We start from the raw sequence: 24,957 nt of genomic DNA, 5'->3' as shown, positions 1-24,957 counted from the left end.
GATAATTTTATCGCGCATAGGTTGTGAATGATCAAGTGTCGGATCCGCGACTTCCCCCCCCCCCTACATTGTGGGGTTTGGCGTCGGCGAAGGGATGAGCTTCGCCAGTCGAGGAGACGCGAAGGCGGTGGAGACGGTGGAGAAATATTTTTCGGCGGCAAACTTATTAGGTATTAGGTATGCTGTCACCGAAATAGAAATAGCTGCTCCTTACACAAGCACCGTGCCCGTGCGTTGACCATCTGCCACGCCTAGGGACGCCTGAATATATGCCTGAGGGTACAATCAGCCTAGGCAAGCCTTCAAGCCTGCGACCAAACCCTTTTCTTTGAACGATACCATATGGGGGAAATAGACCGCCGCATGGGTGCCTGAGTGCGTTGGGGTGAGCCTGACAAGGGTTGTGAGCCGCCATGACATATACAGGCTAACATCATGGCCTTCGGGCTTGCCAATGGCGATCTGGACTTGCCCGAAAAAAGTGGAGAGCGAACTTCTAAAATTTGCTAGGAGTTTGATCCATGAAGGACGAGAAGAAGACATTAGGCGGGCGTGGTCGCCATGCTGGTGTGACGCCGGAGTTCCGTGCTGAGGCTGTGCGTCTTGTTGAGACGAGTGGCCGATCTGTTGCCGCAATTGCAGAAGATCTGGGTATTGGAAAATCGACGCTGACGCGCTGGCTGACGCAACATCGGGAGGCCGATCTTTTGTCGGGGCCGCACTCAGACGTCAGCAAGGAGCTGGCGCGGCTTCGCAAAGAGAATGAGATTTTGCGCCAGGAGCGCGACCTTCTAAAAAAAGCAGCCGCCTTCTTCGCGCGGGAGACCACGAAATGATATTTCGGGTCATCGATGCGGAGAAGGCCACCGTTCCTGTCCGCCGCAGTTGCGCCCTGTTCGGCGTCAGCATGAGCGGCTTTTACGCCTGGAAGGGCCGTGCGCCCAGCCGTCGTCAGAAGGATGACCTGGTGCTTCTGGCGCATATCCGGTCGCAGTTCGCCACGTCGCATGAAACCTATGGCAGCCCGCGTATGACGGTCGAATTGCAGGAAGACGGCGTCGAGGTCGGGCGCCATCGCGTTGCCCGTCTGATGCGCGACAACGGTTTGAAGGCCTTGCAGACAAGGCGTTATAAGAAAACGACCGACAGCCATCATGGCGGGCCTGTGGCGCCCAATATTCTGGATCAGGACTTTGAGGCGTCAGCGCCTGACCAGAAATGGGGTGTCGATATCAGCTATATCTGGACGGCGGAGGGTTGGCTTTACCTGGCGATCGTGCTCGATCTTTATTCCCGCCGGATTATCGGCTGGTCGGTCAGCGACCGGTTGAAGAAGGATCTTGCCCTCAATGCCCTGCAACGCGCCATCGCCATACGCAGACCGCCGCGTGGCGTTATTCACCACTCCGACCGCGGCAGCCAATATTGTTCCGAGGCCTACCAAAAGCTCTTGACGGGCCGAGGCTTTATCCTGTCCATGTCGGGCAAGGGCAACTGTTATGACAATGCGATGGTCGAGACGGTGTTCAAGACCATCAAATCCGAGCTGATATGGCGGACGGCCTACAGATCCCGCCAGCAGGCAGAAGCCGAGATATCCCAATATATCGACGGCTTCTACAACCCACGCCGAAGGCATTCCGCCTTAGGCTATATGAGCCCCATCCAGTTCGAGAGCACCGCTCTCAAGCTGGCTGCCTAAAACCCGGTTCGCTCTCCACTTTTTCCGGGCAAGTCCAAACACGCGCAGGCACGGTCGAGCTTCGGATCCCGAAGCTTCGTAAAGGCAGTTACTTCCCGGGTTTCCTGGAGCCCAGGCGCATGGCCGAGAAGGCACTGACGGCTGTGATCCAGGAGGCTTACGTTCAGGGTATCTCGACGCGCTCTGTCGATGATCTGGTCAAGGCGATGGGGATGAGCGGCATCTCCAAGAGTCAGGTCAGTCGGCTGTGCGAAGAGATCGATGACCGTGTGAAGGCTTTCCTGAACCGCCCCATTGAAGGGGAATGGCCATACATCTGGATTGACGCTACGTATCTGAAGGTGCGCCGGGGCGGCCGTATCGTCTCGGTCGCCGTCATCATCTGCGTTGGCGTCAACAGCGACGGCAGGCGTGAAGTGCTGGGCATGGAGGTCGGCACCTCGGAAGCCGAACCGATCTGGGCAGAGTTCCTGCGCAACCTGACACGCCGGGGCCTGCGTGGTGTCAAACTTGTGGTCTCTGATGCCCACATCGGGATCAAGGGTGCCGTCTCCAAGGTTCTCAACGCCACCTGGCAGCGCTGCCGTGTTCACTTCATGCGCAATGTCTGCGCCCATGCCGGCAAGAGCGGGCGACGCGTCGTCTCTGCCTTCATCGGCACGGCCTTCGCCCAGGAGACGGCGGAAACGGCGAGTACCCAATGGCGAAACGTCGCCGACCAGCTCAGGCCCAAAATGCCAAAGCTGGCCACGATCATGGACGAGACTGAGCACGATGTCCTGGCCTATATGACCTTCCCGAAGGAACACCGCATCAAGCTGCACTCAACCAACCCCATTGAACGGCTCAATGGCGAAATCAAGCGTCGCTGCGATGTCGTGGGCATCTTCCCAAACGACGATGCCATCACCAGACTGGTCGGCGCCATCCTGCTCGAACAAAATGACGAATGGGCGGTTCAGCGCGGACGCTACATTACCCTTGAAACCATCGCACAACTCAGCGATGATCCACTTCTCAGCATGCCAGCCGTGGCAAACTGAGCGAAACCCGGACCTGTCCGGAAGTCATTGATGCCAAGCGCTCAATTACACCACGCCCTGGGGCACGATCAAGGGAACGTGGGGGCAGAACACCGCTTACGGCTTTCACAGTCTCCTCATAGCTTTAAATCACCGTCTAATACGACCTACAGCAGCAATCCACCTAACGGTCTCTCACCGTCGCTGCGCCGCAGACTTTCATTTCCAGTGGCCTCATCCGGACACATTAAACGGAGAGGCAGTTTTTTTGGCAAGGAAGGATTGGAAGATACTAAGCCGAGCTTACCGACTTTCAAGCTTACCAATCACGGAGGAGGGCCTGCGCTATTGGATTGATTCCAACGTTTGGAACCCTCTGTTTCGAGCAGCGATGATGTCATCTGGGTTGGCTTTCCAGATAAATGGCTTTGGTTCGGCGTCATTGTATTCGCGGATGAAGCGATTGATCGCGGCTTGGAGACGAGGGTTCTCCAATCGTAACTGGACAGGTTTTAGTCGGTAAAATGGGCTACAAATTCGATGCCTTGTTAGTCCAAACTAGAATATGGGGAAATGCCCCCCTAACTCATTAACAGATTTAATGGTGGGGTTAGTCTCTAAGAAAAAACACAACCAACTGATTTTAAATTATATTTCAGATAAAAATGGCGGAGACGCAGGGATTCGAACCCTGGGTACCCCTTACAGGGTACGACGATTTAGCAAACCGTTGCCTTCAGCCACTCGGCCACGTCTCCGTTGCCGATCAGTTAGCTTATTCGTTTTTAAAAGGCAACGCGATTTGCGAAAATGTTACACAGGCTTTTTGCCGGTAACCGATGAGGACAGTGATGGAGGAGATTGGGCGCAAGGCTTCGTTCGCGCCTGTGGTGGCCAGCACGACGTGGGTGCTCATTCTGGGCAGCCTGCCCGGCGAAGTGTCGCTGGCGCGCCAGCAATATTACGCCCATCCGCAGAACCAGTTCTGGCGGCTGGCGGGCGGGCTGTGCGGATGCGATCTGGCGGGGCTGGCCTATGCTGAGCGGCTGGAGGCCCTGCTGGCCAGCGGTATCGGGCTATGGGACGTGGTGCGTTCGGCCACGCGCACCGGCAGTCTCGATGCGCAAATCCGCGACCATGAGCCGAATGCGCTGGCTGACCTGATCAAAAACCTGCCCGGTTTGCGCGCCGTGGGCTTCAATGGCGGCAAGGCGGCGTTGATCGGTCGCAAACAGATCGGCGCGGCGGCGGGCCTCAGCCTGATCGACCTGCCGTCGAGCAGCCCGGCCTATACCTTGTCCTTTGAGCGCAAACAGGCGCAATGGCAGGTGCTGAAAGCGTTTATGGGCCCGAATTAAGCCATCACCGGCATGTAGAGGGCGGGGGCGGACGGCTCTTGTCGCCGGGCGGTGCGCATGACATATATCGGCTCTGGCCGGGCAAAAGGATTTCACAATGACCCTTCGTTTATGGGCGGTACTCGGTTTGGTGATGCTGCCGGGCCTCGCGCTTCCCGGTATTGCGCTGGCCGCCGTCACCTCCCAGCCCCTGCCGGTCGCAAAACCGGCGATCCTGTTGCCCGATTCCGCACAGGCCACCACCACGCAATATGATCCGGGGCAGGGCTTTCCTGACCGCAAGGGCGCGCTGTCGGGGATGGTGATCGTGATCCCGCAGCAGGAGGTGGCGGTTTTCGGCAAGGGGGACGACGCCGACCGTCAGATCGACCGGGTCAGCCGCGCCGAGGCCGGGGCCGATCTCGCCATCAAGCTGGTCTTCACCGGCGTCAAGGCCGATGACAATGGCGTGGCCAATCTGACCTATGATGTGGAGGTTCTGGGCCCGGACGGCAAGATTTACGGCAAGAGCGACTATAAGGGCCTGCTGGCCATGATCGGTCAGGCAGGGCCGGGCGACGGGGCGGTTTATGATAATCAGCGCGTGGTGCTGATGCAGTTCGAACCGCAGGACATGCCGGGCACCTATACGGTCAAGGCGGTGCTGCATGACCGCATCGCCAGGATCGATCTGCCGATGCAGACCACGGTAGAGCTGTTGCCGCCACGCAGCGCTACGCCCGCGCCGGTTGCGGGTGAAGCGACCAGCGCTGCGGCGGCTTCGGCCACCGCGACCAGCGCTGCGGCTGTACAGGCACCTGCGGCGAAACCCGCTACCAAGAAGACGGTGCGCAAGCACCATCGCCGCCGTTAATAGAGAGATATATCATGGACGCATCCGACGCCATTGCGCTGATCATTCCCGGCAGACCTAAGGATCTGGGCGGGTTCGAGGTGCGGCGCGTTCTGCCGTTTGCGCGCCACCGCATGGTGGGGCCGTGGATCTTTTTCGATCACATGGGGCCCGCTGAATTTGCGCCGGGGCTGGGGATCAATGTCAGGCCGCATCCGCATATCAATCTGGCCACCGTCACCTATCTGTTCGACGGCCACATCCTGCACCGCGATTCGCTGGGCACCTGTTCGGTGATCGCGCCGGGCGACATCAATCTGATGGTGGCGGGCAGCGGTATCGTCCATTCCGAACGCGAGGAAGAGGCCCGCCAGCAGATGACGCGCCGTCTCGATGGCCTGCAATTATGGCTGGCCCTGCCCGAAGCCGATGAGGAGATGGCGGCGGAATTTCATCATTATCCGGCGGCCGATATTCCGCAGGTGCAGTCGGATGGCGTGTCTTTGCGCGTGATGATGGGCACGGCCTATGGTCTGACCTCGCCGGTCAAGACCTTTGCCGAAACCCTGTATATCGAAGGCCGTCTGACGGGTGGGCGCAACGCCGATGTGCCGGTGGAAACGCAGGAACGTGCCGTCTATGTCTGTGACGGGGCGCTTGATCTGAACGGCACGCGGCTGGAAACCTACCAGATGGCCGTGCTGACTCCGGGCGCAGCGGTAACGCTGACCGCGCTGGAAGACAGCCATTTCGTCATCATCGGCGGCGAAGCGCTGACGGAACGCCATATCTACTGGAATTTCGTGTCGTCGCGGTCTGCGCGTATCGAGCAGGCCAAAACCGACTGGCAGGCCGGCCGTTTCCCGACCGTGCCCGGTGATGATCGTGAATTTATCCCCCTGCCTGAATAGGATTTGACATATCATGGCCAGTGAAAAACTGATCGAGGCGCACCTTAGCGAAACCGGCCAATCGGTCTATGCCGCCGCCATCAATGTGTCCGGTCATGGCCTGGTGGCTGATGAGCCGGTTGATTTCGGGGGCGGGGGGCTGGGGCCGGCGCCTTATGACCTGCTGCTGTCAGCACTGGCCGCCTGCACGGCCATGACGGTGCGCTGGTATGCGCAAAAGCAGGGCTGGCCGCTTCAGCATGTCAGCGTCGATATGACACACCTCAAGGAAGGTCGCGCCGATATTTTTACCAAGGCCATACATCTGACCGGCGACGACCTGACCGCCGAACAGCGCGCCACCCTGATCGAAGTGGCCGGTAAATGCCCGGTGCATCGCACCCTGATGTCGCAGGAAACGCGCATCACGACGGCTGGAGATTAGAGCGGTTTGCCTTCTGATTGAATCGGTCAAAGGCATGCAAACCGCTCTACATTTTACATTTTTTTCGCATCTCGCATTCAATTTGTAAGTCAAATTAAACGCTCGTTGCTCTAGGCTTTCGCCTTTACAAAAGCGGTGACTTGCGCTCGTTTGTTCGCTGGCAGAATTGTGAAAGGGCAGGATATGCGCGCACGGGGTCTTATCGCAGGCGTCAGTCTGGCGGCATTGCTAGCGGCAGGGAGCGCATTCGCTCAAGGTGCGCCGTCTGCACCGAAATGGGCCCCGATGCCCCCTGCCATTGCCGCCGCGCAGGACGTGGCTTTTAACGGCACGATCCGGCTCGATGTCGATATGACCGATCTGCAACACCGGCTGATTAAGGTGCATGAGGTTGTACCGGCCACGCCGGGGCCGCTGACCCTGCTGGTGCCGAAATGGCTGCCCGGCGATCATGAGCCTGATGGCGATGGCGAACTGACCAGGATGGCGGGCTTTACCTTCAGCGCAGGCGGCGCGCCCCTTGTCTGGACGCGCGATCCGGTGGCGGTCAATGCTTTTCATATCGACGTGCCGCAGGGCGCTTCGCAGGTGACGGTCGATTTCACCTATCTGGCCCCGGTCGATGACGATATTGGCCGGGTGGTGATGACGCCGGACATGGCCAATCTGGAGTGGAATTTCGCATCCGTCTATCCGGCGGGCTATTATGTCAGCCGCATTCCGGTGCAGGCCACGCTCAGATTGCCCGAAGGCTGGCAGCAGGGTTCGGCGCTGGAGCCGCAATCGGTTTCGGCTGACAATATGATCAGCTTTAAGCCGGTTTCCTATGCCACCCTGGTCGATTCACCGGTATTGGCGGGCCGGTATTTCAAGCGTTTTGATCTCGATCCGGGGGCAAATACGCCCGTCCATATGGATGTGGTGGCCGATAAGCCATCTTCGCTTGATGTACCCGACAGCGTGCTGGCCATTCACCGCGATCTGGTTCAGCAAGCCTATAAGCTTTTCGGCGCACACCATTATGATCATTATGATTTTCTGGTAGCGGCCACGGATAAGCTGGGGGACATCGGGCTTGAACATCACCGTTCGTCGGAAAACAGCGTCGAGCCCGACTATTTCACCAACTGGTCGCAAAAATTCTATGGCCGCGACCTGCTGGCGCATGAATTTACCCACTCATGGAACGGCAAATATCGCAGACCCTGGGATTTGTGGATACCTGATTTTCAGGCACCGATGCGCGATTCGCTGCTGTGGGTTTACGAGGGCCAGACCGAATATTGGGGCAATGTGCTGGCGGCGCGCTCGGGGCTTTATTCCCGCGATCAGTATCTCGGCCATCTGGCGATGATTGCGGGCTATTATGATACGCTGGCGTCAAGGCAATGGCGCGATTTGCAGGACACGACCAATGACCCGATCATCGCCGAACGCGCCGCGCAAAGCTGGCCCAACTGGCAGGGCAGCGAGGACTATTATGATCAGGGCCTGCTGATCTGGCTCGATGCTGATACGCTGATCCGCCAGAAAACCGGGGGTAAAAAATCGCTCGATGATTTCGCCAGGGTTTTTTTCGGCGTCCATAATGGCGACTGGAACACCCTGACCTATAATACCGACGATGTGGTGGCGGCGCTCAACAGCGTCTATCCCTATGACTGGGCCACATTCCTGCACAGCCGTCTGCACGATCATGGCCAGCCGCCACCCTTTGATGGCCTGACGCGCGCCGGTTATAAGCTCGTCTATAGCGACAAGGAAAACGACTATTTAAAAGCGCGCGAAACCTTTCACAAATGGACGGACTTCAATTACAGCCTCGGTTTCACCGTCGATTTCGCCGGTCGGATCCGCAATGTGCTGTGGCAGAGTCCGGCCTATAAGGCGGGCCTGACCAAGGGCATGAGGCTGATCGCCGTCAATGGTCTGGAATTCGACGGCATTGACTTGAAGGACGTCATCAAGGCCGATGCGGCGACCGGTAATCAGGATCAGATCGACCTGCTGATCAAGGCTGATGATCGTTACAAGACGATCACCCTCAATTATCATGGCGGGTTGCGCTATCCGAATCTGGTGCGGATCGACGGCACAAAAGATATGCTGGCCGATATTATCGCCGCGAAGAAGTAATATGATCCGTTTATTTATTGCCGAATCCACGCCTGTTTTCGTCGCCGGTCTGCGCCTTGTGCTCAATCCCGACCAGAGTCGCTATCTGGGTGCCGTCATGCGCCGGACGGCCGGAGATGAGATCAGCCTGTTTAATGGCCGTGACGGCGAATGGACGGCGCATATCGCCGAAGTGGGTAAGCGCGCGGTGATCGTGGAACTGACGCAGCAGACGCGCCCGCAGCCCACAGCAGGCGGGCCGGTTCTGGCCGTGGCGCTGGTCAAGCGGGCGGCGCTGGAATATATTGTCGAGAAGGCTACCGAACTGGGCGCGGCGCGGATTCAACTGTTGATTACGCGCCGTTGCAATGCCGACCATACGCGCCTCGACCGTTTGCAAACCATCGCGCGAGAGGCCGCCGAACAGACCGAACGCCTCGACGTGCCGGAAATACTGGCACCGCTGAAGCTCGATACGTGGCTGGCCGCGCCAGATGTCGATACGATCATTTTTGGCGATGAAAATTCCACCCACGAGCAGGGCGCGCGGCAAACCCGGCCGCTGCTGGCCGCAGCCTCACAACTGACGGGCAGGGCGGCGCTGCTGATCGGCCCCGAAGGCGGATTTGATGATTCCGAACGCACAGCGCTGCGTGTCCTGCCGAATGTGCAGCCCGTGAGCCTGGGCCCGCGCATCCTGCGTGCCGATACGGCGGCCATCGCGGCGCTTGCGCTTTATCAGGCGGCGGCGGGCGACTGGCGCTTATAATTGGCGGTAATATAAAATCCTTCCCCGCTTGCCAGCGATGACACCGTGACCCATATAGGCGGCGAACAATAGCGGTTACAGAAAGAGCAGGGGCCGTATGGCGTTGCAAATCGAGGCGGAACCTGTCCGGACGATGGATGATCTCGTCAGCTATTTCGCCAGCGGGGAAAAGCCCAAGGCGAACTGGCGCATTGGCGCCGAGCACGAGAAATTCGCCTTCCGTCTCGATACTCTGCGCCGCCCCGAATATGCCGGGCCCGATGGCATCGAGGCCATGCTCAAGGGCATGATGCGCTTTGGCTGGCAGGGCTATTACGAACAGGGCAAGCTGATCGCGCTGTTGCGGGGCGGCGCTTCGGTGACGCTGGAACCGGGCGGCCAGTTCGAGCTGTCGGGCGCGCCGCTCGAAACCGTTCACGACATCTGTTCGGAAACGGGTCAGCACCTCGAAGAGGTCAAGACCGTGGCCTCCGAACTGGGCTTAGGCTTTATCGGCCTCGGTTTCTCGCCTCTGTGGACGCGCGAGGAAACGCCGGTCATGCCCAAGGGGCGCTATAATATCATGCGCAGCTATATGCCGAAAAAGGGCAGGCTCGGCCTCGATATGATGCTGCGCACCTGCACGGTGCAGGCCAATCTCGATTACGAGAGCGAAGCCGACATGGTGCAGAAATTCCGTGTCTCTCTGGCCCTGCAACCGATCGCCACGGCGCTGTTCGCCAATTCGCCGTTTACCGAAGGCAAGCCGAATGGCTTTTTGTCGGCGCGCGCCAATGTCTGGACCGACACCGATCACGACCGCACGGGGATGCTCGATTTCGTCTTTGACGATGATTTCGGCTACGAAGCCTATGCACGTTATGCGCTGGACGTGCCGATGTATTTCGTCAAGCGCGATGTGCCGGAAAATGCTGGTTATATCGATGTTTCCGGGCAAGACTTCAAGCAGTTTATGAAGGGTGAACTGGCTCGCCTACCCGGTGAGCGACCGACGATGGACGACTGGGCCGATCACCTGACCACCTTGTTTCCAGAGGTGCGGCTCAAGAAATATCTCGAAATGCGCGGCGCTGATGGCGGGCCGTGGAGCCGCCTGTGCGCTTTGCCGGCCCTGTGGGGCGGCCTGCTCTATGATCAGGCGGCGCTCGATCAGGCGTGGCAACTCGTAAAAGATTGGACATCGGACGATCATAATGCCTTGCGCAGCATGGCGGCGAAAACCGGCCTGAAGGGCGAAATCGCCGGGCGTCCGGTTAAGGACTGGGCGATGGATGCGCTCAATATCGCCCGGATGGGCCTGAAAAACCGCAACAAACTATCAGGTGGCATGGTCGATGAAACCGGCTATCTGGCCGAACTGTTCGAGATTGCCGACAGCGGAGTCACGCCCGCCGAACGCCTGCTCGACCTGTATCATGGTGCATGGCAGGGCGACATCCGCAAGCTATATGAACACGAGGCCTATTAAAGCTTACTGATGGGATCGGATTTGCGATGGGAAAACGCAAAAAAATTGACTGGAACGCCCGCATCGACTGGTTCGACGACTGGCGCGAATGGTTCGGCCCCAAAACATACGGCATAGGCTATACGGCAAAGACGTGGAAAGGGGCGGTGGCGACGGGCGTAGTCATTTGCGCCATAGCCATTCTGACCGTCGCCCTTAGCCACTATTTCTCTTAATGGGTGTCGCCGACAGTCAAGGCTCTGATGCGCCGCGCTCAAGCAGCGAAGCGTTAGCGCACTCAAAAACTGCGCAAATTCTGATTCGTACCGCCTACTGTTAAGCCTCTGATGCGCAGACTCGGCTGGCCGATGCCGACCGGCAGGCTCTGGCCAGCCTTGCCGCAGGTGCCGACGCCGGGATCGAAGCGGAAATCATCGCCGATCATATCGACCTGACGCATGGCCGCTGGCCCATCGCCGATCAGGGTGGCACCCTTGACCGGTGCGCCCACCTTGCCGTCCTCGATCAGATAGGCCTCGGTGCATTGGAAGACGAACTTGCCATTGGTGATATCAACCTGGCCGCCGCCGAAATTGACGGCGAACAGACCCTTTTTGGTGTTGGCGATCATCTCGGCCTGCTGGTCGCGGCCTTCGCGCATGAAGGTATTGGTCATGCGGGGCAGGGGCTGGTGAGCATAAGACTGCCTGCGGCCATTGCCGGTGGCCTTCACGCCCATCTGGCGGGCGGACAGACGGTCGTGCATATAGCCGACCAGAATGCCGTCCTCGATCAGGGTGGTGGCCGAGGTGGCCGTGCCTTCATCGTCAATATTGAGCGAGCCGCGTGCATCGACCACCGTGCCGTCATCGACGATGGTGACGCCGCGCGCCGCTACTTGTTGGCCCATCTTGCCCGAAAAGGCCGAGGTGCCCTTGCGGTTAAAATCGCCTTCCAGACCGTGGCCCACCGCTTCGTGCAGCAGCACGCCCGGCCAGCCGGGGCCTAAGACCACGTCCATTTCACCCGCCGGAGCGGCAATCGAATCGAGATTGACCAGGGCCTGACGCAGGGCCTCGTCAACTTGCGCCTGCCAGAGTTCGGGCGCGGTGATGTCGAACCACGAAATACGCCCGCCGCCGCCCGCCGAAGCGGTTTCGCGCCGCCCATTGCGTTCCACCGATACCGACACATTGAGCCGCACCAGCGGGCGGTCATCGTGATAGATTTCGCCGCCTTCGCGCATGATGGTGATGAAGCGGCGGTCGGCGGCCAGCGAGGCCGATACCTGCACCACCCTGCCGCCCGAACCGGCGGGGCGGTCGCGTGCATAGGCGTCCATCGCCTGCAACAGGGCGATCTTGTCGGCAAAGGCCATTTCGCCAATCGGGTCGTGGGTCTTGTAATGGCTTTGGTTGCTGCGTGCCGGATTTTCACCGACACGCGCATCTATGCTCTTGCCGGTCTTGGCCAGCACAGCGGCCTCGGCGGCGCGCCTGACGGCTTCCAGCGACAGTTCGGCGGAATTGGCAAAGCCGATGGTTTCGCCCGCCACCACGCGCAGGCCGAAGCCCTGATCGGCATTATAGGCCGAGGATTTCAGGCGGCCATCATCGAACAGCAGTGATTCGGATTCGCGCCGTTCCAGATAGATTTCACCGTCATCGGCACCTTTCAGCGCATCTTCCAGCAGGTCTTGCGCGGCATGGAGATCGAAATCGCCCCAGTCTGAAGGCGATACGGCGGGTGAAGAGGGCATATCTGATGAAGTCAGGACTGAGTTGGACATAGACACTCGTGCGTTGGATCGGCAACTGTACTTTATGTAAGGGCTGGCACGGCCGATGGCTACAGGTGAATCGCATTTTGATGATTCGGGGGCGCTGCCGCGTCATGCGACAATAAACCGCACCTGTCATTGCGGCTTGCGAAAAAGCGTTCATGCGGCGGGGAGTGGAATCGCCAAAGGCTTTGCGAAAACGGGAAATCAATGTTTTTGCCCTTTGCATTTTGCCGCGAAGGCATTATGGGATGGACGTAACGGGTAGGATATAATGCCTCATCTGCGCCGCATTCAAGCGGGGCGGACAGGGGCAATCAGCAATTCTGAATGATAAGTCTGAGGCGGCGAACACTGCCGTTCAGCGTAAAAGACGAGGGTTTTGCGAATGGGCATCAAAGGGCTGTTCAAGGCCGCCACTGGCGCCGCATCGGTGTTTGCACTGGCAGGCATGATGTCGGTTCAGGCGTTTGCCGAAGATCTGAAAATGGGGCAGCCCACGGACGGGGCCATGGGCTGGCAACCGGCGGCGACCGGCCTGAAGCTCGAGACGGAAAACTTCTATAACCACCTGCTGTTTCCGATCATCACGGGCATATGCGTTCTGGTGCTGGCCCTGCTGGTCTGGATCGTGATCCGTTACAACAGCAAGGCCAATCCGGTGCCGGCGCGCTTTTCGCACAACACGCTGATCGAGGTGATCTGGACCGCCGTGCCGGTGCTGATTCTGGTGGTCATCGCCGTCTATTCGCTGAGCCTGCTGCGCGATTACGACAATATGCCGTCGCCCGATGTGGTGGTGAAGGCCACCGGCAGCCAGTGGTTCTGGACCTATGACTATCCCGAACTGGGCGTCAGTGATGTGGAATCGCGTCTGCTCGACGACGCCAAGGATCTGAAGACGGCCCATGCCAAAAACATCCCTTATCTGCTCGAAGTCGATAATCCGCTTGTCGTGCCCGTCAATAAGGTGGTGCATGTCGAGGTGACCGGTTCGGACGTGATCCACTCCTTCACCGTGCCGGCCTTCGGCTTCAAGATGGACGCCGTGCCGGGCCGCCTCAACAATACCTGGTTCAAGGCCACCAAAATCGGCACCTATTACGGCGAATGTTCCGAACTGTGCGGCAAGGATCACGGCTTCATGCCGATTGAGGTCAAGGTGGTGTCGCAGGCCGATTTCGACTCCTATATCGTCAGCCAGGGCGGCAAGACGGCCGCCATGCAGGCCGCTGACGCCGCCGCCAGCGCGGCTGCTTCGCAAGCCGCTGCGGTTTCAGAGGCGGCTTCCGCTTCTGCCGCCGCGACTTCAGAGGCCGCTTCCAGCGCCGCCGCGTCCGCGCACTAAAAGAACAGTACAGAGAGAAACATCATGTCGTCCCTTGCTGCAACGCACGATCACAACGATGATCACGACCATAAGCCCAGCTTCCTTGACCGGTGGGTCTTCACCACCAACCACAAGGACATCGGCACCCTCTATCTGTTGTTCGCTATCATGGCCGGGCTTGTCGGCGGTATTTTTTCCGGCCTGATCCGCTGGGAACTGTACGAGCCGGGCCTTCAGGTCTTCGCGCATGGTTCGCTGCTCGATTCGCTGGGTATCTTCAACCTGTCGAACCCCGATAATGCCAAGCACGCCTATAATGCCATCGTTTCGGCCCACGCCCTGATCATGATCTTTTTCATGGTCATGCCGGCCATGATCGGCGGCTTCGGCAACTGGTTCGTGCCGATCATGATCGGTTCGCCCGACATGGCCTTTCCGCGCCTCAACAATATTTCCTTCTGGCTGCTGGTGGCGTCATTCGTGCTCCTGTGCACCTCGATCTTTACGCAATCAGGCCCCGGTGCCGGTCAGGATGGCTTTGCCGGTGGCTGGACCATGTATCCGCCGATGTCGAGCCGCACCGGTTCGCCCGGCCCGGCGATGGATCTGGTCATCCTGTCGATCCACGTCGCTGGTGCCTCGTCGATCCTGGGCGCGATCAACTTCATCACCACCATCTTCAATATGCGCGCGCCGGGCATGACCCTGCACCGTATGCCTTTGTTCGTGTGGTCGGTGCTGGTGACGGCCTTCCTGCTTTTGTTGTCGCTGCCCGTTCTGGCCGGCGCCATCACCATGCTGCTGACCGACCGTAACTTCGGCACCTCCTTCTTCGACCCGACCGGCGGCGGTGATCCCGTCATGTTCCAGCATCTGTTCTGGTTCTTCGGCCACCCGGAAGTGTATATTCTCATCCTGCCGGGCTTCGGCATCGTGTCGCAGATCGTTTCCACCTTCTCGAAAAAACCCGTTTTCGGCTATCTGGCTATGGCTTACGCTATGGTGGCCATCGGCTTTGTCGGCTTCATCGTGTGGGCGCACCACATGTACACGGTGGGCCTGTCGTTCGACCTGCGCGCCTATTTCGTGCTGGCCACGATGGTGATCGCCGTGCCGACCGGCGTGAAGGTGTTTTCGTGGATCGCCACCATGTGGGGCGGTTCGATTGAGTTCAAGACGCCGATGCTGTGGGCTGTTGGCTTCATCTTCCTGTTCACGGTGGGCGGAGTCACGGGCGTGGTTCTGTCCAATGCCGCCGTCGATTACAGCCTGCAAGATACCTATTATGTGGTGGCCCACTTCCACTATGTGCTGTCGCTCGGTGCTGTTTTCTCGATCTTTGCCGGTTTCTACTACTGGTTCGAGAAGATGTGGGGCGTCAAATATAATGAATGGCTGGGCAATCTGCACTTCTGGATCATGTTCATCGGCGTGAATCTCGTTTTCTTCCCGCAGCACTTCCTGGGTCTGCAAGGTATGCCGCGCCGGATCGTCGATTACCCGGAAGGCTTCGCCTACTGGAACAAGATCTCGTCGATCGGTTATGTTATCACCGCCATTGGTGTTCTGGTCTTCCTCGTCATGTTCGCCGAGGCCCTGATCGTGCGCCGCAAGGGGGTGGCCAATCCGTGGGGCGTTGGGGCGACCACGCTGGAATGGACACTGTCGTCGCCGCCGCCGTATCACCAGTTCTCCGAACTGCCGGTGCTGAAGGAAGAGGACGGCCAGCACTAGGCGCAATCGCCCGGCACCTAAGCCTGCAATTGTATCGTGACCTCAGGGGGTGAAGGTTGTAAAGATCTTCACCCCTTTCCTGTTTTTAAGGCGCAAGCTTGACCGACCTAAAGACCCATCAGCCAACAAAGCCGCGCGATGCGCTCACCCAGGCCGAATTGCAGGCCGGGTTGCAGGAAGCCTATGCCACCCGCGGCCGACGCGGCACACCGCGCGATTATTTCGACCTGCTCAAACCGCGTGTCATGTCGCTTGTGGTGTTCACGGCCCTGACCGGGCTGGTGATCGCGCCGGTGAAGATCAATCCGTTTCTGGCCTTTGTGGCGATCCTGTGCATCGCCATCGGAGCCGGTGCAGCGGGTGCGCTCAATATGGCCATCGAAGGCGAAACCGACGCGCTGATGCGCCGCACCCGGATGCGTCCGGTGGCGGCGGGCCGGGTCAGCCGCAATGACGCCTTCGCGTTTGGCGGCGTGCTGGCCTTTTTGTCGGTGGCGCTGATGTGGCTGGCCTTTCCCGACGGTCTGGCCGCAGGTCTGCTGGCCCTGACAATTGTCTATTATGTCGTCCTCTACACCCTGATCCTCAAACGTCGCACGCCGCAGAATATCGTGATTGGCGGGGCGGCGGGGGCCTTTCCGCCGGTGATCGGCTGGGCCGCCGCCACCGGACATGCGCCGCTGGAAGCGTGGATTTTGTTCGCCATTATCTTTCTGTGGACGCCGCCGCATAGCTGGGCGCTGGCGCTTTACACGACCGAGGATTACGCCAATGCCGGTATTCCGATGATGCCGGTGGTCAAGGGGGCGAAATCGACGCGGCTGCAAATCCTGCTCTATGCCCTGGTCATGGCACCCGTGGCCTGTCTGCCGATTGCCTTTAAGACCGGCGGTATCGCCTATGCCATCGTGTCCATTGTGGGCGGTGCCTATTTTATCTATCTCGCCGTCCGCGTCTTTTTGTCGCGGGCCGGTGACCATCCTGAAGGTGGCGAAGCGGGGCTTTACGACGTTAAAAAGGAAGCTCTGACCGCGCGCAACCTGTTCGCTTTTTCGATTCTTTATCTGACGGCGCTGTTCGCCACCTTGCTGGTGGAACATGCGATCAAGGGATTTCTATCATGACGCCCCCGGTTTCGGACGACGATAAGCAGGCCTATCTGAAGGCTCAGAAACAGCGCAATCTGTTCATCGGGCTGGCACTGGCCGTTTTTGTCATCCTCGTTTTCTTCATTTCCATGTCGCGCATGGCGCAGGGTTTGCGCAATGACGCGCACAGGTCGGCGGCTTCCGCCTCAGCGGCTCCTGAGGAGTAGGCATGGTCGATCCTAAGAAAAACACCCGTCTTGTTCTGATGCTGGTCGGCGCTTTTGTGTTTATGGGCGCGGCGGCTTTCGCGGCTGTGCCGCTTTACCGCCTGTTTTGCCCGCTTTCCGTCCAGACCGGTGCACAAAGCCGGGTGAATTCCGCACCGAAGACAGCCAGCAACCAGCTCATACGTGTCCATTTTGATGCGAATGTCAGCGCTATTCCGTGGACCTTTAAACCCGACCAGCCGTACCAGGACGTTCGCATTGGCAAGACGGCGATGGCTTATTTCACCGTCACCAATAACGCCAAAACCGCCATCACGGGCCGCGCCACCTATAATATTCAGCCCGACATTCTGCATGATTATTTTCTGAAGCTGCAATGCTTCTGCTTTACGGATGAGACGCTGCAAGCCGGTGAAACGAAACGTTTTCCCGTCGTCTATTTTCTCGATCCGAAAATGCTCAAGGATCCCGATGCCAAGAATGTGCCTGATGTGACTCTGTCCTATACTTACTTCAAGGTGAAGCCCGGACAGTAAAGGGGTAAAAACGCAATCTGGAGGGTTGTGGCTGCATTGTGTTCAGTAAAGAATTGGCATATCAGTGGATTCTGGCATCGACCAATCTGGGGCCAATCTGGTTTTCGATTGAGACTTTCTTGCCCAAACGGATAAACAGCCGCGATCAATAGCGGTGCAAACGGTGAGTTGACAAAGCATGGCCCAGCACGGCGTTAAACACGATTATCACATCATCAATCCAAGCCCTTGGCCGCTGATGGGCTCGGTTTCGGCGGTTCTGTGGGCGCTTGGCCTCGTCACCGGCCTGCGTGGTCTGTTCGGCGAACCGAAAGGGACATGGTGGCTGTTTGCCGTTGGCATGGCGGGCATCTTGCTGACCATGGTGTTCTGGTGGCGCGATGTCATCAAGGAAAGCCATCGCGGCGACCACACACCGGTGGTTCAGCTTGGCCTGCGCTACGGCATGATCATGTTCATCATTTCGGAAGTGATGTTCTTCGTGGCCTGGTTCTGGATATTTTTTGATATGGCGTTGTTTCATGGCCAACGCTCCGGCGCGCATGAGGCGATCGATGAGGTCAAGGCGGCGTGGTCCACCTGGCCGCCGGCGGGTGTCGAAACGCTCAATCCCTGGCAATTGCCGCTGGTCAATACGCTGTTGCTGCTGACATCTGGCACCACGGTCACCTGGGCGCACTATGCCCTGCAACAGGGTGACCGCAAGGGTGCCAAGTGGGGCCTGTTCCTCACCATCTTGCTGGGGCTGGCCTTCACCTGTGTGCAGGCCACCGAATACAGCGAAATTATACGCGAGCATCTCTTCTTTTCTGAGGCCGCCAGCAGTTCGGGGCTCTATGGCTCGGCCTTCTTCATGGCCACCGGCTTCCACGGTTTTCACGTCATCATCGGCACCATCTTCCTGATCGTCTGCCTGATCCGGCTGCTGGTCGGCGATTTCACGCCGCAAAAGCATTTCGGCTTCGAGGCCGCCGCCTGGTACTGGCACTTCGTTGACGTGGTGTGGTTGTTCCTGTTCGCCTTTATCTATGTGATCTTCGGTGGTGCACACTGATGGACGATAAGCCGCAAGTCGCCGCCAGAATAGATTATCTGGCAGCGGCCTTGGGCCGGTGTCCGGTGTGTGGCAAGGGCAAGCTGTTTTGTTCCTGGCTCAAGGTGGCGGAGGCCTGCACGGTCTGCGCCACGCCTTTCAGGGCGGCGGATACCGGTGACGGGCCCGTCGTCTTTGTCATTCTGATCGCCGGTTTTGTGGCGTGCGCGGGTTTGCTGACCACGTTTTTCCTGTTTCCCGGCTGGCCCGTCACGGCGCATCTGCTGATCTGGCCACCATTTGCCGTTTTGTTCAGTCTGGGGCTGATGCAACCTTTGAAAGGGCTGATGGTGGCTTCGCAATTGCGTCATAAGGTACGTGACGAATGAAGATCGGTTTTCGTGAGTGGCGGCGCGCCATGCCGCGCGGCATGACCATCGCCGTCGCCATCAGCTTTATTTTTCTCAATAGTCTGGGTGTCTGGCAGCTTTACCGGCTGCAATGGAAGGAGGGGCTGATCGCCGATATGGCGCGCAGCGAGGCCATGCCACCCCTACCGGCCATGCAGCTTTTGTCACAAACCCGGCCCGCCTGGCGCTCGGTTCGGTTGCCTTCGTGTAAGGTGACGACGGACCATCTGATCTACATGCATTCGGAAATGAACGGCACGCTCGGTTATCGTGTGCTGACGGCCTGCCCTCTGCCGCAGGGCGCGATTCTGGTCGATCTGGGCTTCATGACCGCCAAAACGCCTTTGACGGCTCAGTTCATGCCGGTGGGGCGGCTGCGTCCGTTCGAGAAGAGTAATGCCATTACACCGGTGAACCGGCCCAGCGAGCAGGAATGGTACTGGCGTTCGGCGTCCGAAATGGGGGCTGATTTGCAGGTGCCTGTGCGCGACGATTATTTCCTTGTGCTTGACCTGAAAGCGTCCAGCGTCCATATGCCGGGACTGGTACAGGGGCCGGTGGTGGCACCGCTGCGCAACCGCCATTTCGACTATGCCCTGACCTGGTTCGGACTGGCCTGGGCGCTGATCGGTATGTTTGTCAGCTATGTCTATCAACGCGCCGCACAAAACAAGGCTGCCACCGACGCATGACCATTCCCCTTCTTGAAGGCCAGACTCTCTATCAGTTCGATAATGGCCTGCGTCTGCTTGTTGATCCGATGCCCGGCCTGAAAACCTTTGCCCTCAATGCGCTAGTTCATGGCGGAGCGCGCTTTGAATCCGAGACGCAGTCGGGGTGGGCGCATCTGCTCGAACACATGGTCTTCAAGGGAGCGGGCCAACGCGATGCGCGCGCCCTGGCCGAGGCTATAGAGCACAAGGGCGGCAGCATCAATGCCTCCACAGGCTACGAACATACGCGATTTGAAGTGCGCGGCCTGACGAGTCTTCTGCCGCTGGCGCTCGAAGTGGTCAGCGATCTGATGTTCCGCCCGGTTCTCGATGGCAGCGAACTGGAGCGCGAGAAGAAGGTCATCGAGCAGGAGATTCTCGAAGCCTATGATACGCCCGATGATCATGTTTTTGATCTGTTGCAGGGTGCCATGTTCGAAGGTCAGGCGCTGGGGCGGCCTATCCTGGGCAGCAAGGCCAGCCTGAAGCCGGCGCGACCGGAGAGTTTGCGCGCCTTTGCCGAAACCCTCTATGCGCCGCACCGTATCGTGATCTGCGTATCCGGTGGCATTACGGCGCAGGAGGTTTATGAGGTGGCGCGCGGGCTGATGGAACCTGTAGCGCCGCATAAGGGTTTTGAAGCGCCAGACCGCCTGCGCTTTACGCCCGGCCGCGTCATCCAGACCCGCCGCATCGAACAGGCCAATCTGACCCTGGCCTTTGATGCCATAGGCAGGCTCGATCCCGACATTATTCCCCTGCGCCTGTTCAGTGAAATTCTGGGCGGCGGCATGGCGTCGCGCCTGTTTCAGGAGGCCCGCGAATCGCGCGGTCTGGCCTATGCCATCGACGCCTGGGCCACGCCCTATCGTGATGGCGGCGTGTTCGGCGTCTATGCCGGTTGCGCACCCGGCGATGTTGAGCCGCTGGAAGACCTGATTCGCAAGGTGATGGCGGGTTTGGCGGCGGATCCGTTGGAAACCGAACTGGAGCGCGCCAAGGCGCAGTTTCAAACCTCGTTGTTTCTCAATCACGAAAGCGCAGCCGCGCGTGCCTCGGCCTTTGCCAGCCAGTTGTCGATTTTCGACAAGGTGTTCAGCCTCGATGAGGTGGGCGGCGAGATCGAGCGAATCCGCCGTGATGATCTGGCGCGGGTTGGTGGACAATTGGCGGTTCAGTCGCAATTTGCTTCGGCACGACTAGGGCCCAGGGCCATGACGGGCAAGGCGGCCTGATCTTCATAAAAAACGCCGCGCCATCCGATGGGAGGGCGCGGCGAAGATCGCAATGACAGGCGAGGCGGCGAAGGATGCCGCCTCGCGGTTATCAGAAAGCGGCCTTGAGGGTCACAGAGAGCTGCGGCTTGTAAGGCTTGTTATAGGGGCCGTAGGCGCTCGACTCAGGCACATTGGTATCCGAAGCGCGCACGTCCAGCGAAACTATCGGCGTGAAGGCGTAGGTCAGGCCCAGATTTTCGGTCGTGTACTTGGAGCCCAGCAGGGCGGATTCGCCAACGGCACCCGAAATGCTGAGCTTGCTGGTCAGCGGATAAGAGGCGTTGACTTCGTAATAGCCCGATTCAGCCCAGGTGACATTGTCATAGAAGGCGGCACCGATGGTGGCCTTGTAGAAGGGGTGGCTGACGGCGGCCTTCACTTCAGAGAAGTCCAGTTCCTTGGTGCCGTAATTATAGGTCACCAGACCGAAATCGAAGCTGAAATCCTTATAGGTCGGGCGAACGCCGCCATAGACTTCAACTTCGAGGTTCTTCGTGCCCTTGGAATATTCCCAGTCAACATTGGAAGCCCAGGTGCCGACATAGAAGATGCCATTGGTGTAGTCGAGGCCGCCTTGAATAGCAGGCGTATTCTGCTTGGTCGAGGATTGCGAATCGCCACGGAAAACATAGTCGCTGGTGGCGGCGACATTGTAGGCGAGCGTGCCGCCGGCAATGCTGGTAGTGGCGGAGGCGGAACCGGCAAAAGCCAGGGCGGCGAGGGCGGCAGCGCCCAAAAGGATTTTTTTCATTTCGTTGTCCTCAGATCGGATTTGTGTGCCAAACCTCTCCGAGACGTTTCCCGCGTCATTCTATGTCATTGTGCGACGCAAACGTATGATTGCAGATTTATGACACCACTCCAAGGGGTGTGACCATATAACAAATTTGTGTGGCAAATTTGCATTGATCATGTCGTTATCATGGCAGTATAACGCCGATATTTCCTTATGAAGTAACAAAAACAGGGCGTCCGACCAGCGGACGCCCTGCAACTTTTGTGCAACAGGTTAAGAGTGGTTAGTGGTCCATGACTTCGTCATGCAGAGAGGCGTCCAGACCGGCTTCTTCTTCATCGGCCGTCACGCGCAGACCTGTCGTGTACTTGCAGATGATGAGGATGATCAGGGTGCCGATAGCCGACCAGGCGATGGTGATGCCGAGGCCGAAGAGCTGCGCCATGACCGAGTGGCCTGCACCCGCTGAGTTGATGGCGGGATCCGCCAGCCAGCCGGTGAGAACCGCACCGAGGAAGCCGCCAGCACCGTGGATGCCGAAGGCGTCCAGCGAGTCGTCGTAACCAAGGAGTTTCTTCACCCAGGTGGCCGAAGCGTAGCAGACGGGACCGGCGAGCAGGCCGCAGATCATGGCACCCGTCGGATTGACAAAACCGCAGGCCGGGGTGATGACGACCAGACCGGCGACCATGCCGGACAGGATGCCGATCAGCGACGGCTTGCCACGGAATATCCACTCAACGATTTTCCATGATACGCCAGCCATGCAGGTGGCGAGGATGGTGTTGAGCAGGGCCGCCGAAGCGATCGTGTCGCCCGCCCATTCCGAACCGGCGTTGAAGCCGATCCAGCCGACGAACAGCAGCGAAGCGCCGATCATGATGTAGATCGGGTTGTTGGCGGGCATCGAATCGGTGCCGTAGCCTTTGCGGCGACCCAGGAAGAGGGCGCAGACCAGACCGGCCACACCGGAGTTACAGTGAACGACGGCGCCACCGGCGAAGTCGAGCACGTGATGCTGGGCCATGATACCGCCGCCCCAGGCCATGTGACAGATCGGGGCGTAAACCAGGATCGACCACAGAACCATGAACAGGAGCAGGCCCGAAAACTTGACGCGCTCAGCGAAGGCGCCGGTGATCAGGGCGGGCGTAATGATGGCAAAGGTCATCTGATACGAAATCCAGGTATATTCCGGAATCGTCGGAGCCGATGCGTAAGCCGTACCCGGAGTGACCGCCTTCAGCATGAAGTTGTCAAATCCGCCGAAGAACAGGTTCAGGGTGTCCGCCGGGATGCCGAAGATCGGCGTTGCCGCCGTGCCGAAGGCCATCGAGTAGGAGACGACCCACCAGACGATCGCCACCACGCAGGTAACGCCGACAGACTGGGTGACGGTGGCGATGATGTTCTTGCGACGCACCATACCGCCGTAGAACAGGGCCAGACCCGGCAGGGTCATCATCAGCACCATAGCGGTACAGAAGATGAGATAGGTCGTGTTGGCGGCGCTGAGCGTGGTGCTTGTCAGAACCGCTTGCGATTTCAGAACCACAGGTGCGGCGGCTGACGAGGAGGCGTCTGCCGAGGCCGAGGTGGAAACTTCGGCCGAGGCCGACATCATAGAGTCGGAAGCGCTGGCAACAGCGGAGGCCGCGGGGGCGGCATCCTGAGCCAGTGCGAAGCTGGCGGCGGGGGCCACCAGGAGCAGAGTGGCTGCCGCAGCAAGCACTCTTGAGAGTTTGATCCACGTTTTCAAAGTAATCCCCCTTTGGGTTGCGGATATTGCACCTGCTCACAGTGCCGTGACTTGAAATGATCGCAAAGGGGTTTGTGCGCTTAACGAAGCCTGTAAGCCGGGTGAGGGATGGTTTGCGTCATTTATGTGTCGAATTACGCCTAAACCTATCTGATTTCGGACTTTTTAAAATGGTTGCAATTGAAAGCATAATGGTTTCAATTGAAATAATATATTTTGAAATTTACAATTATGAAAAGGCAATTGTTGCGGTGCAAAAAAATAGGGCCGCTTCCTGATCGGAAGCGGCCCTATAGCTGATGCACCTGCCAGAAGGCAATGCGTCAATTCAGCGCAGATTTAGCACTTGTAGTACATGTCGAATTCGACCGGATGCGGACGCAGTTGCAGGTTCATGACCTCTTCCATCTTCAGTTCGATGTAGGAGTCGATGAAATCGTCGTCCATCACGCCGCCCTTCTTGAGGAAGGCGCGATCCTTGTCGAGATTTTCGAGCGCTTCACGCAAGGAGCCGCAGACTTCCGGGATGTTCTTTTGCTCTTGCGGCGGCAGATCATACAGGTTCTTGTCGGCGGCGGCGCCCGGATCGATACGGTTCTCGATGCCGTCCAGACCAGCCATCAGCAGGGCGGTAAAGGTCAGATAGGGATTGCCCATCGGATCGGGGAAGCGGGCTTCGATACGCTTGCCCTTGGGCGACGACACCCACGGAATACGGATCGAGGCAGAGCGGTTGCGCGCCGAATAGGCCAGCTTAACCGGGGCTTCGTAGCCCGGCACCAAGCGCTTATAGGAGTTAGTCGTCGAGTTCGAGAAGGCGTTGATGGCCTTGGCGTGCTTGATAATGCCGCCGATATACCACAGGCACAGATCCGACAGACCGGCATATTTGTCGCCGGCGAACAGGGGCTTGCCGTCTTTCCAGATCGACTGGTGGACGTGCATACCGGAGCCGTTATCGCCATACATCGGCTTGGCCATGAAAGTGGCCGTCTTGCCATAGGCGTGGGCGACGTTATGGACGACATACTTATAGAGTTGCAGGCGGTCGGCCATCGTCAGCATGTCCGAGAACTTCAGGCCGAGTTCGTGCTGGGCAGGCGCCACTTCGTGGTGGTGCTTTTCCGGCTCCATACCCAGTTCGCCCATGACGGCCAGCATTTCGCCGCGCAGGTCCTGAGCGGAATCGACCGGGTTGACCGGGAAGTAACCGCCTTTGATGCCGGGACGATGGCCCATATTGCCTTCAGGATAGACCTTGCCGGTATTGGACGGCAGTTCCGAGGCGTCATAGGCGTAGCCGGTGTTTTCCGGCGAGATCGACCAGCGCACGTCGTCGAAAATGAAGAATTCGGCTTCCGGGCCGAAATAGACCGTATCGCCGATGCCGGAGGCCTGCACATAGGACAGGGCTTTTTTCGAGATCGAGCGCGGATCGCGGTTATAGGGCTCGTTCGTGTCGGGGTTCACGACATCGCAGAACAGGAACAGGGTGGTCTGCTGATAGAAGGGGTCGATATAGGCCGACTTCAGATCCGGACGCAGCTTCATGTCGGATTCGTTGATGGCCTTCCAGCCGGCGATCGAGGAGCCATCGAACATGGTGCCGTCGTCGAGGAAGTCTTCGTCAACCAGATCGATGTCGAAGGTTACGTGCTGGAGTTTGCCACGCACGTCGGAAAAGCGCACGTCAACATATTTGACGTCCTTGTCCTTGATGAGCTGGAGAATGTCTGCAGAAGTCATATTGATGA

At 58.7% G+C, this 24,957-nt stretch carries 22 protein-coding genes, 1 tRNA gene and 2 pseudogenes; 19 read left to right on the top strand and 6 right to left on the bottom strand.

Annotation, left to right across the window (positions count from 1 at the left end; translation table 11 throughout):
* Nucleotides 1-521: 521 nt before the first annotated feature.
* A protein-coding gene (locus tag QB905_RS05205; protein WP_282973104.1) for an IS3 family transposase occupies nucleotides 522-1,702 on the top strand; the annotation gives its coding sequence in 2 pieces (ribosomal slippage) (nucleotides 522-816 and nucleotides 816-1,702; 1,182 coding nt in all).
* A 35-nt stretch (nucleotides 1,703-1,737) separates the two neighbouring features.
* A pseudogene (locus tag QB905_RS05200) lies at nucleotides 1,738-2,745 on the top strand (IS256 family transposase); the annotation flags it as partial.
* Nucleotides 2,746-3,069: 324 nt separating this feature from the next.
* On the opposite strand, the pseudogene QB905_RS05195 reads toward QB905_RS05200, so the two are convergent.
* Both QB905_RS05195 and QB905_RS05190 read right to left on the bottom strand, forming a co-directional pair.
* A pseudogene (locus QB905_RS05195) lies at nucleotides 3,070-3,204 on the bottom strand (IS630 family transposase); the annotation flags it as partial.
* A gap of 186 nt (nucleotides 3,205-3,390) precedes the next feature.
* Nucleotides 3,391-3,482: transfer RNA gene (locus QB905_RS05190), tRNA-Ser, on the bottom strand.
* A 93-nt stretch (nucleotides 3,483-3,575) separates the two neighbouring features.
* Here QB905_RS05190 and QB905_RS05185 point away from each other — a divergent pair.
* The 8 genes from QB905_RS05185 to QB905_RS05150 all read left to right on the top strand — a co-directional run bounded on the left by QB905_RS05185 (nucleotide 3,576) and on the right by QB905_RS05150 (nucleotide 10,816).
* Nucleotides 3,576-4,082, top strand: a complete 507-nt coding sequence (locus QB905_RS05185; RefSeq protein WP_282973487.1) for a DNA-deoxyinosine glycosylase — start codon at nucleotides 3,576-3,578, stop codon at nucleotides 4,080-4,082.
* 97 nt (nucleotides 4,083-4,179) lie between these two features.
* A complete protein-coding gene (locus QB905_RS05180; protein WP_282973486.1) occupies nucleotides 4,180-4,935 on the top strand; it encodes a hypothetical protein in 756 nt (251 codons plus the stop codon).
* Nucleotides 4,936-4,949: 14 nt separating this feature from the next.
* Nucleotides 4,950-5,825: a pirin family protein gene (locus QB905_RS05175; protein WP_282973485.1), complete on the top strand. Its 876-nt coding sequence runs from the start codon at nucleotides 4,950-4,952 to the stop codon at nucleotides 5,823-5,825.
* Nucleotides 5,826-5,838: 13 nt separating this feature from the next.
* Nucleotides 5,839-6,249 (top strand): OsmC family protein, encoded by a 411-nt coding sequence (locus QB905_RS05170; protein WP_282973484.1) that lies wholly within the window; start codon nucleotides 5,839-5,841, stop codon nucleotides 6,247-6,249.
* Between the two features lie 285 nt (nucleotides 6,250-6,534).
* Entirely contained in the window at nucleotides 6,535-8,385 is a 1,851-nt protein-coding gene (locus QB905_RS05165; RefSeq protein WP_349252557.1) for a M61 family metallopeptidase, read from the top strand.
* 1 nt (nucleotide 8,386) lies between these two features.
* Nucleotides 8,387-9,133, top strand: coding sequence for a 16S rRNA (uracil(1498)-N(3))-methyltransferase (locus tag QB905_RS05160; RefSeq protein ID WP_282973482.1), 747 nt, complete (start codon nucleotides 8,387-8,389; stop codon nucleotides 9,131-9,133).
* 97 nt (nucleotides 9,134-9,230) lie between these two features.
* Complete coding sequence (locus tag QB905_RS05155; RefSeq protein WP_282973481.1) at nucleotides 9,231-10,601, top strand: glutamate--cysteine ligase; 1,371 nt, start codon at nucleotides 9,231-9,233, stop codon at nucleotides 10,599-10,601.
* Between the two features lie 26 nt (nucleotides 10,602-10,627).
* Complete coding sequence (locus QB905_RS05150) at nucleotides 10,628-10,816, top strand: hypothetical protein (protein WP_282973480.1); 189 nt, start codon at nucleotides 10,628-10,630, stop codon at nucleotides 10,814-10,816.
* Nucleotides 10,817-10,878: 62 nt separating this feature from the next.
* On the opposite strand, the gene tldD is transcribed toward QB905_RS05150, so the two are convergent.
* Complete coding sequence (gene tldD, locus QB905_RS05145) at nucleotides 10,879-12,339, bottom strand: metalloprotease TldD (protein WP_282975577.1); 1,461 nt, start codon at nucleotides 12,337-12,339, stop codon at nucleotides 10,879-10,881.
* Nucleotides 12,340-12,748: 409 nt separating this feature from the next.
* On the opposite strand from tldD, the gene coxB reads away from it, so the two are divergent.
* From coxB to QB905_RS05100, 9 genes are all read left to right on the top strand, one after another.
* The gene (coxB, locus tag QB905_RS05140; protein WP_282973479.1) at nucleotides 12,749-13,708 is read left to right on the top strand and encodes a cytochrome c oxidase subunit II; all 960 of its coding nucleotides are present in this window, start codon (nucleotides 12,749-12,751) and stop codon (nucleotides 13,706-13,708) included.
* A gap of 24 nt (nucleotides 13,709-13,732) precedes the next feature.
* Nucleotides 13,733-15,424: a cytochrome c oxidase subunit I gene (gene ctaD / locus QB905_RS05135; RefSeq protein WP_282973478.1), complete on the top strand. Its 1,692-nt coding sequence runs from the start codon at nucleotides 13,733-13,735 to the stop codon at nucleotides 15,422-15,424.
* A gap of 158 nt (nucleotides 15,425-15,582) precedes the next feature.
* Nucleotides 15,583-16,548: a heme o synthase gene (locus QB905_RS05130; RefSeq protein ID WP_282975576.1), complete on the top strand. Its 966-nt coding sequence runs from the start codon at nucleotides 15,583-15,585 to the stop codon at nucleotides 16,546-16,548.
* Nucleotides 16,545-16,739, top strand: a complete 195-nt coding sequence (locus QB905_RS05125; protein WP_282973477.1) for a hypothetical protein — start codon at nucleotides 16,545-16,547, stop codon at nucleotides 16,737-16,739. The genes QB905_RS05130 and QB905_RS05125 overlap by 4 nt, the downstream gene beginning before the upstream one ends.
* A 2-nt stretch (nucleotides 16,740-16,741) precedes the next feature.
* Complete coding sequence (locus QB905_RS05120) at nucleotides 16,742-17,275, top strand: cytochrome c oxidase assembly protein (protein ID WP_282973476.1); 534 nt, start codon at nucleotides 16,742-16,744, stop codon at nucleotides 17,273-17,275.
* 178 nt (nucleotides 17,276-17,453) lie between these two features.
* Nucleotides 17,454-18,329 carry a cytochrome c oxidase subunit 3 gene (locus QB905_RS05115; RefSeq protein WP_282973475.1) on the top strand — a complete coding sequence of 292 codons (876 nt, stop codon included), beginning with the start codon at nucleotides 17,454-17,456 and terminating at the stop codon, nucleotides 18,327-18,329.
* Nucleotides 18,329-18,697 carry a DUF983 domain-containing protein gene (locus QB905_RS05110; protein ID WP_282973474.1) on the top strand — a complete coding sequence of 123 codons (369 nt, stop codon included), beginning with the start codon at nucleotides 18,329-18,331 and terminating at the stop codon, nucleotides 18,695-18,697. Before QB905_RS05115 ends, QB905_RS05110 begins: the two co-directional genes overlap by 1 nt.
* Complete coding sequence (locus tag QB905_RS05105) at nucleotides 18,694-19,410, top strand: SURF1 family protein (RefSeq protein WP_282973473.1); 717 nt, start codon at nucleotides 18,694-18,696, stop codon at nucleotides 19,408-19,410. The genes QB905_RS05110 and QB905_RS05105 overlap by 4 nt, the downstream gene beginning before the upstream one ends.
* Entirely contained in the window at nucleotides 19,407-20,666 is a 1,260-nt protein-coding gene (locus tag QB905_RS05100; RefSeq protein WP_282973472.1) for a M16 family metallopeptidase, read from the top strand. The genes QB905_RS05105 and QB905_RS05100 overlap by 4 nt, the downstream gene beginning before the upstream one ends.
* Nucleotides 20,667-20,757: 91 nt before the next feature.
* Here the strand turns inward: QB905_RS05100 and QB905_RS05095 are convergent, their stop codons facing one another.
* From QB905_RS05095 to glnA, 3 genes are all read right to left on the bottom strand, one after another.
* On the bottom strand, nucleotides 20,758-21,459 hold the full coding sequence (locus QB905_RS05095; RefSeq protein WP_282973471.1) for a TorF family putative porin: 702 nt from the start codon (nucleotides 21,457-21,459) through the stop codon (nucleotides 20,758-20,760).
* A 268-nt stretch (nucleotides 21,460-21,727) separates the two neighbouring features.
* Nucleotides 21,728-23,203, bottom strand: a complete 1,476-nt coding sequence (locus QB905_RS05090; protein ID WP_282973470.1) for an ammonium transporter — start codon at nucleotides 23,201-23,203, stop codon at nucleotides 21,728-21,730.
* Nucleotides 23,204-23,542: 339 nt separating this feature from the next.
* A complete protein-coding gene (gene glnA / locus QB905_RS05085; protein ID WP_282973469.1) occupies nucleotides 23,543-24,949 on the bottom strand; it encodes a type I glutamate--ammonia ligase in 1,407 nt (468 codons plus the stop codon).
* Nucleotides 24,950-24,957: the final 8 nt, after the last annotated feature.

The organism is Asticcacaulis sp. EMRT-3, from assembly GCF_030027245.1.
Classification (GTDB): Bacteria; Pseudomonadota; Alphaproteobacteria; order Caulobacterales; family Caulobacteraceae; genus Asticcacaulis.
Note: the sequence above shows the minus strand (reverse complement) of the source record. Positions and strands in the feature narration are given on the sequence as shown.

Bases quoted from the DNA above. Each gene is read 5' to 3' on its own strand.
- QB905_RS05185 (WP_282973487.1), top strand. From the start codon at position 3,576: ATGGAGGAGATTGGGCGCAAGGCTTCGTTCGCGCCTGTGGTGGCCAGC.
- QB905_RS05180 (WP_282973486.1), top strand. From the start codon at position 4,180: ATGACCCTTCGTTTATGGGCGGTACTCGGTTTGGTGATGCTGCCGGGC.
- QB905_RS05175 (WP_282973485.1), top strand. From the start codon at position 4,950: ATGGACGCATCCGACGCCATTGCGCTGATCATTCCCGGCAGACCTAAG.
- QB905_RS05170 (WP_282973484.1), top strand. From the start codon at position 5,839: ATGGCCAGTGAAAAACTGATCGAGGCGCACCTTAGCGAAACCGGCCAA.
- QB905_RS05165 (WP_349252557.1), top strand. From the start codon at position 6,535: ATGCCCCCTGCCATTGCCGCCGCGCAGGACGTGGCTTTTAACGGCACG.
- QB905_RS05160 (WP_282973482.1), top strand. From the start codon at position 8,387: ATGATCCGTTTATTTATTGCCGAATCCACGCCTGTTTTCGTCGCCGGT.
- QB905_RS05155 (WP_282973481.1), top strand. From the start codon at position 9,231: ATGGCGTTGCAAATCGAGGCGGAACCTGTCCGGACGATGGATGATCTC.
- QB905_RS05150 (WP_282973480.1), top strand. From the start codon at position 10,628: ATGGGAAAACGCAAAAAAATTGACTGGAACGCCCGCATCGACTGGTTC.
- tldD (WP_282975577.1), bottom strand. From the start codon at position 12,339: ATGCCCTCTTCACCCGCCGTATCGCCTTCAGACTGGGGCGATTTCGAT.
- coxB (WP_282973479.1), top strand. From the start codon at position 12,749: ATGGGCATCAAAGGGCTGTTCAAGGCCGCCACTGGCGCCGCATCGGTG.
- ctaD (WP_282973478.1), top strand. From the start codon at position 13,733: ATGTCGTCCCTTGCTGCAACGCACGATCACAACGATGATCACGACCAT.
- QB905_RS05125 (WP_282973477.1), top strand. From the start codon at position 16,545: ATGACGCCCCCGGTTTCGGACGACGATAAGCAGGCCTATCTGAAGGCT.
- QB905_RS05120 (WP_282973476.1), top strand. From the start codon at position 16,742: ATGGTCGATCCTAAGAAAAACACCCGTCTTGTTCTGATGCTGGTCGGC.
- QB905_RS05115 (WP_282973475.1), top strand. From the start codon at position 17,454: ATGGCCCAGCACGGCGTTAAACACGATTATCACATCATCAATCCAAGC.
- QB905_RS05110 (WP_282973474.1), top strand. From the start codon at position 18,329: ATGGACGATAAGCCGCAAGTCGCCGCCAGAATAGATTATCTGGCAGCG.
- QB905_RS05105 (WP_282973473.1), top strand. From the start codon at position 18,694: ATGAAGATCGGTTTTCGTGAGTGGCGGCGCGCCATGCCGCGCGGCATG.
- QB905_RS05100 (WP_282973472.1), top strand. From the start codon at position 19,407: ATGACCATTCCCCTTCTTGAAGGCCAGACTCTCTATCAGTTCGATAAT.
- QB905_RS05095 (WP_282973471.1), bottom strand. From the start codon at position 21,459: ATGAAAAAAATCCTTTTGGGCGCTGCCGCCCTCGCCGCCCTGGCTTTT.
- glnA (WP_282973469.1), bottom strand. From the start codon at position 24,949: ATGACTTCTGCAGACATTCTCCAGCTCATCAAGGACAAGGACGTCAAA.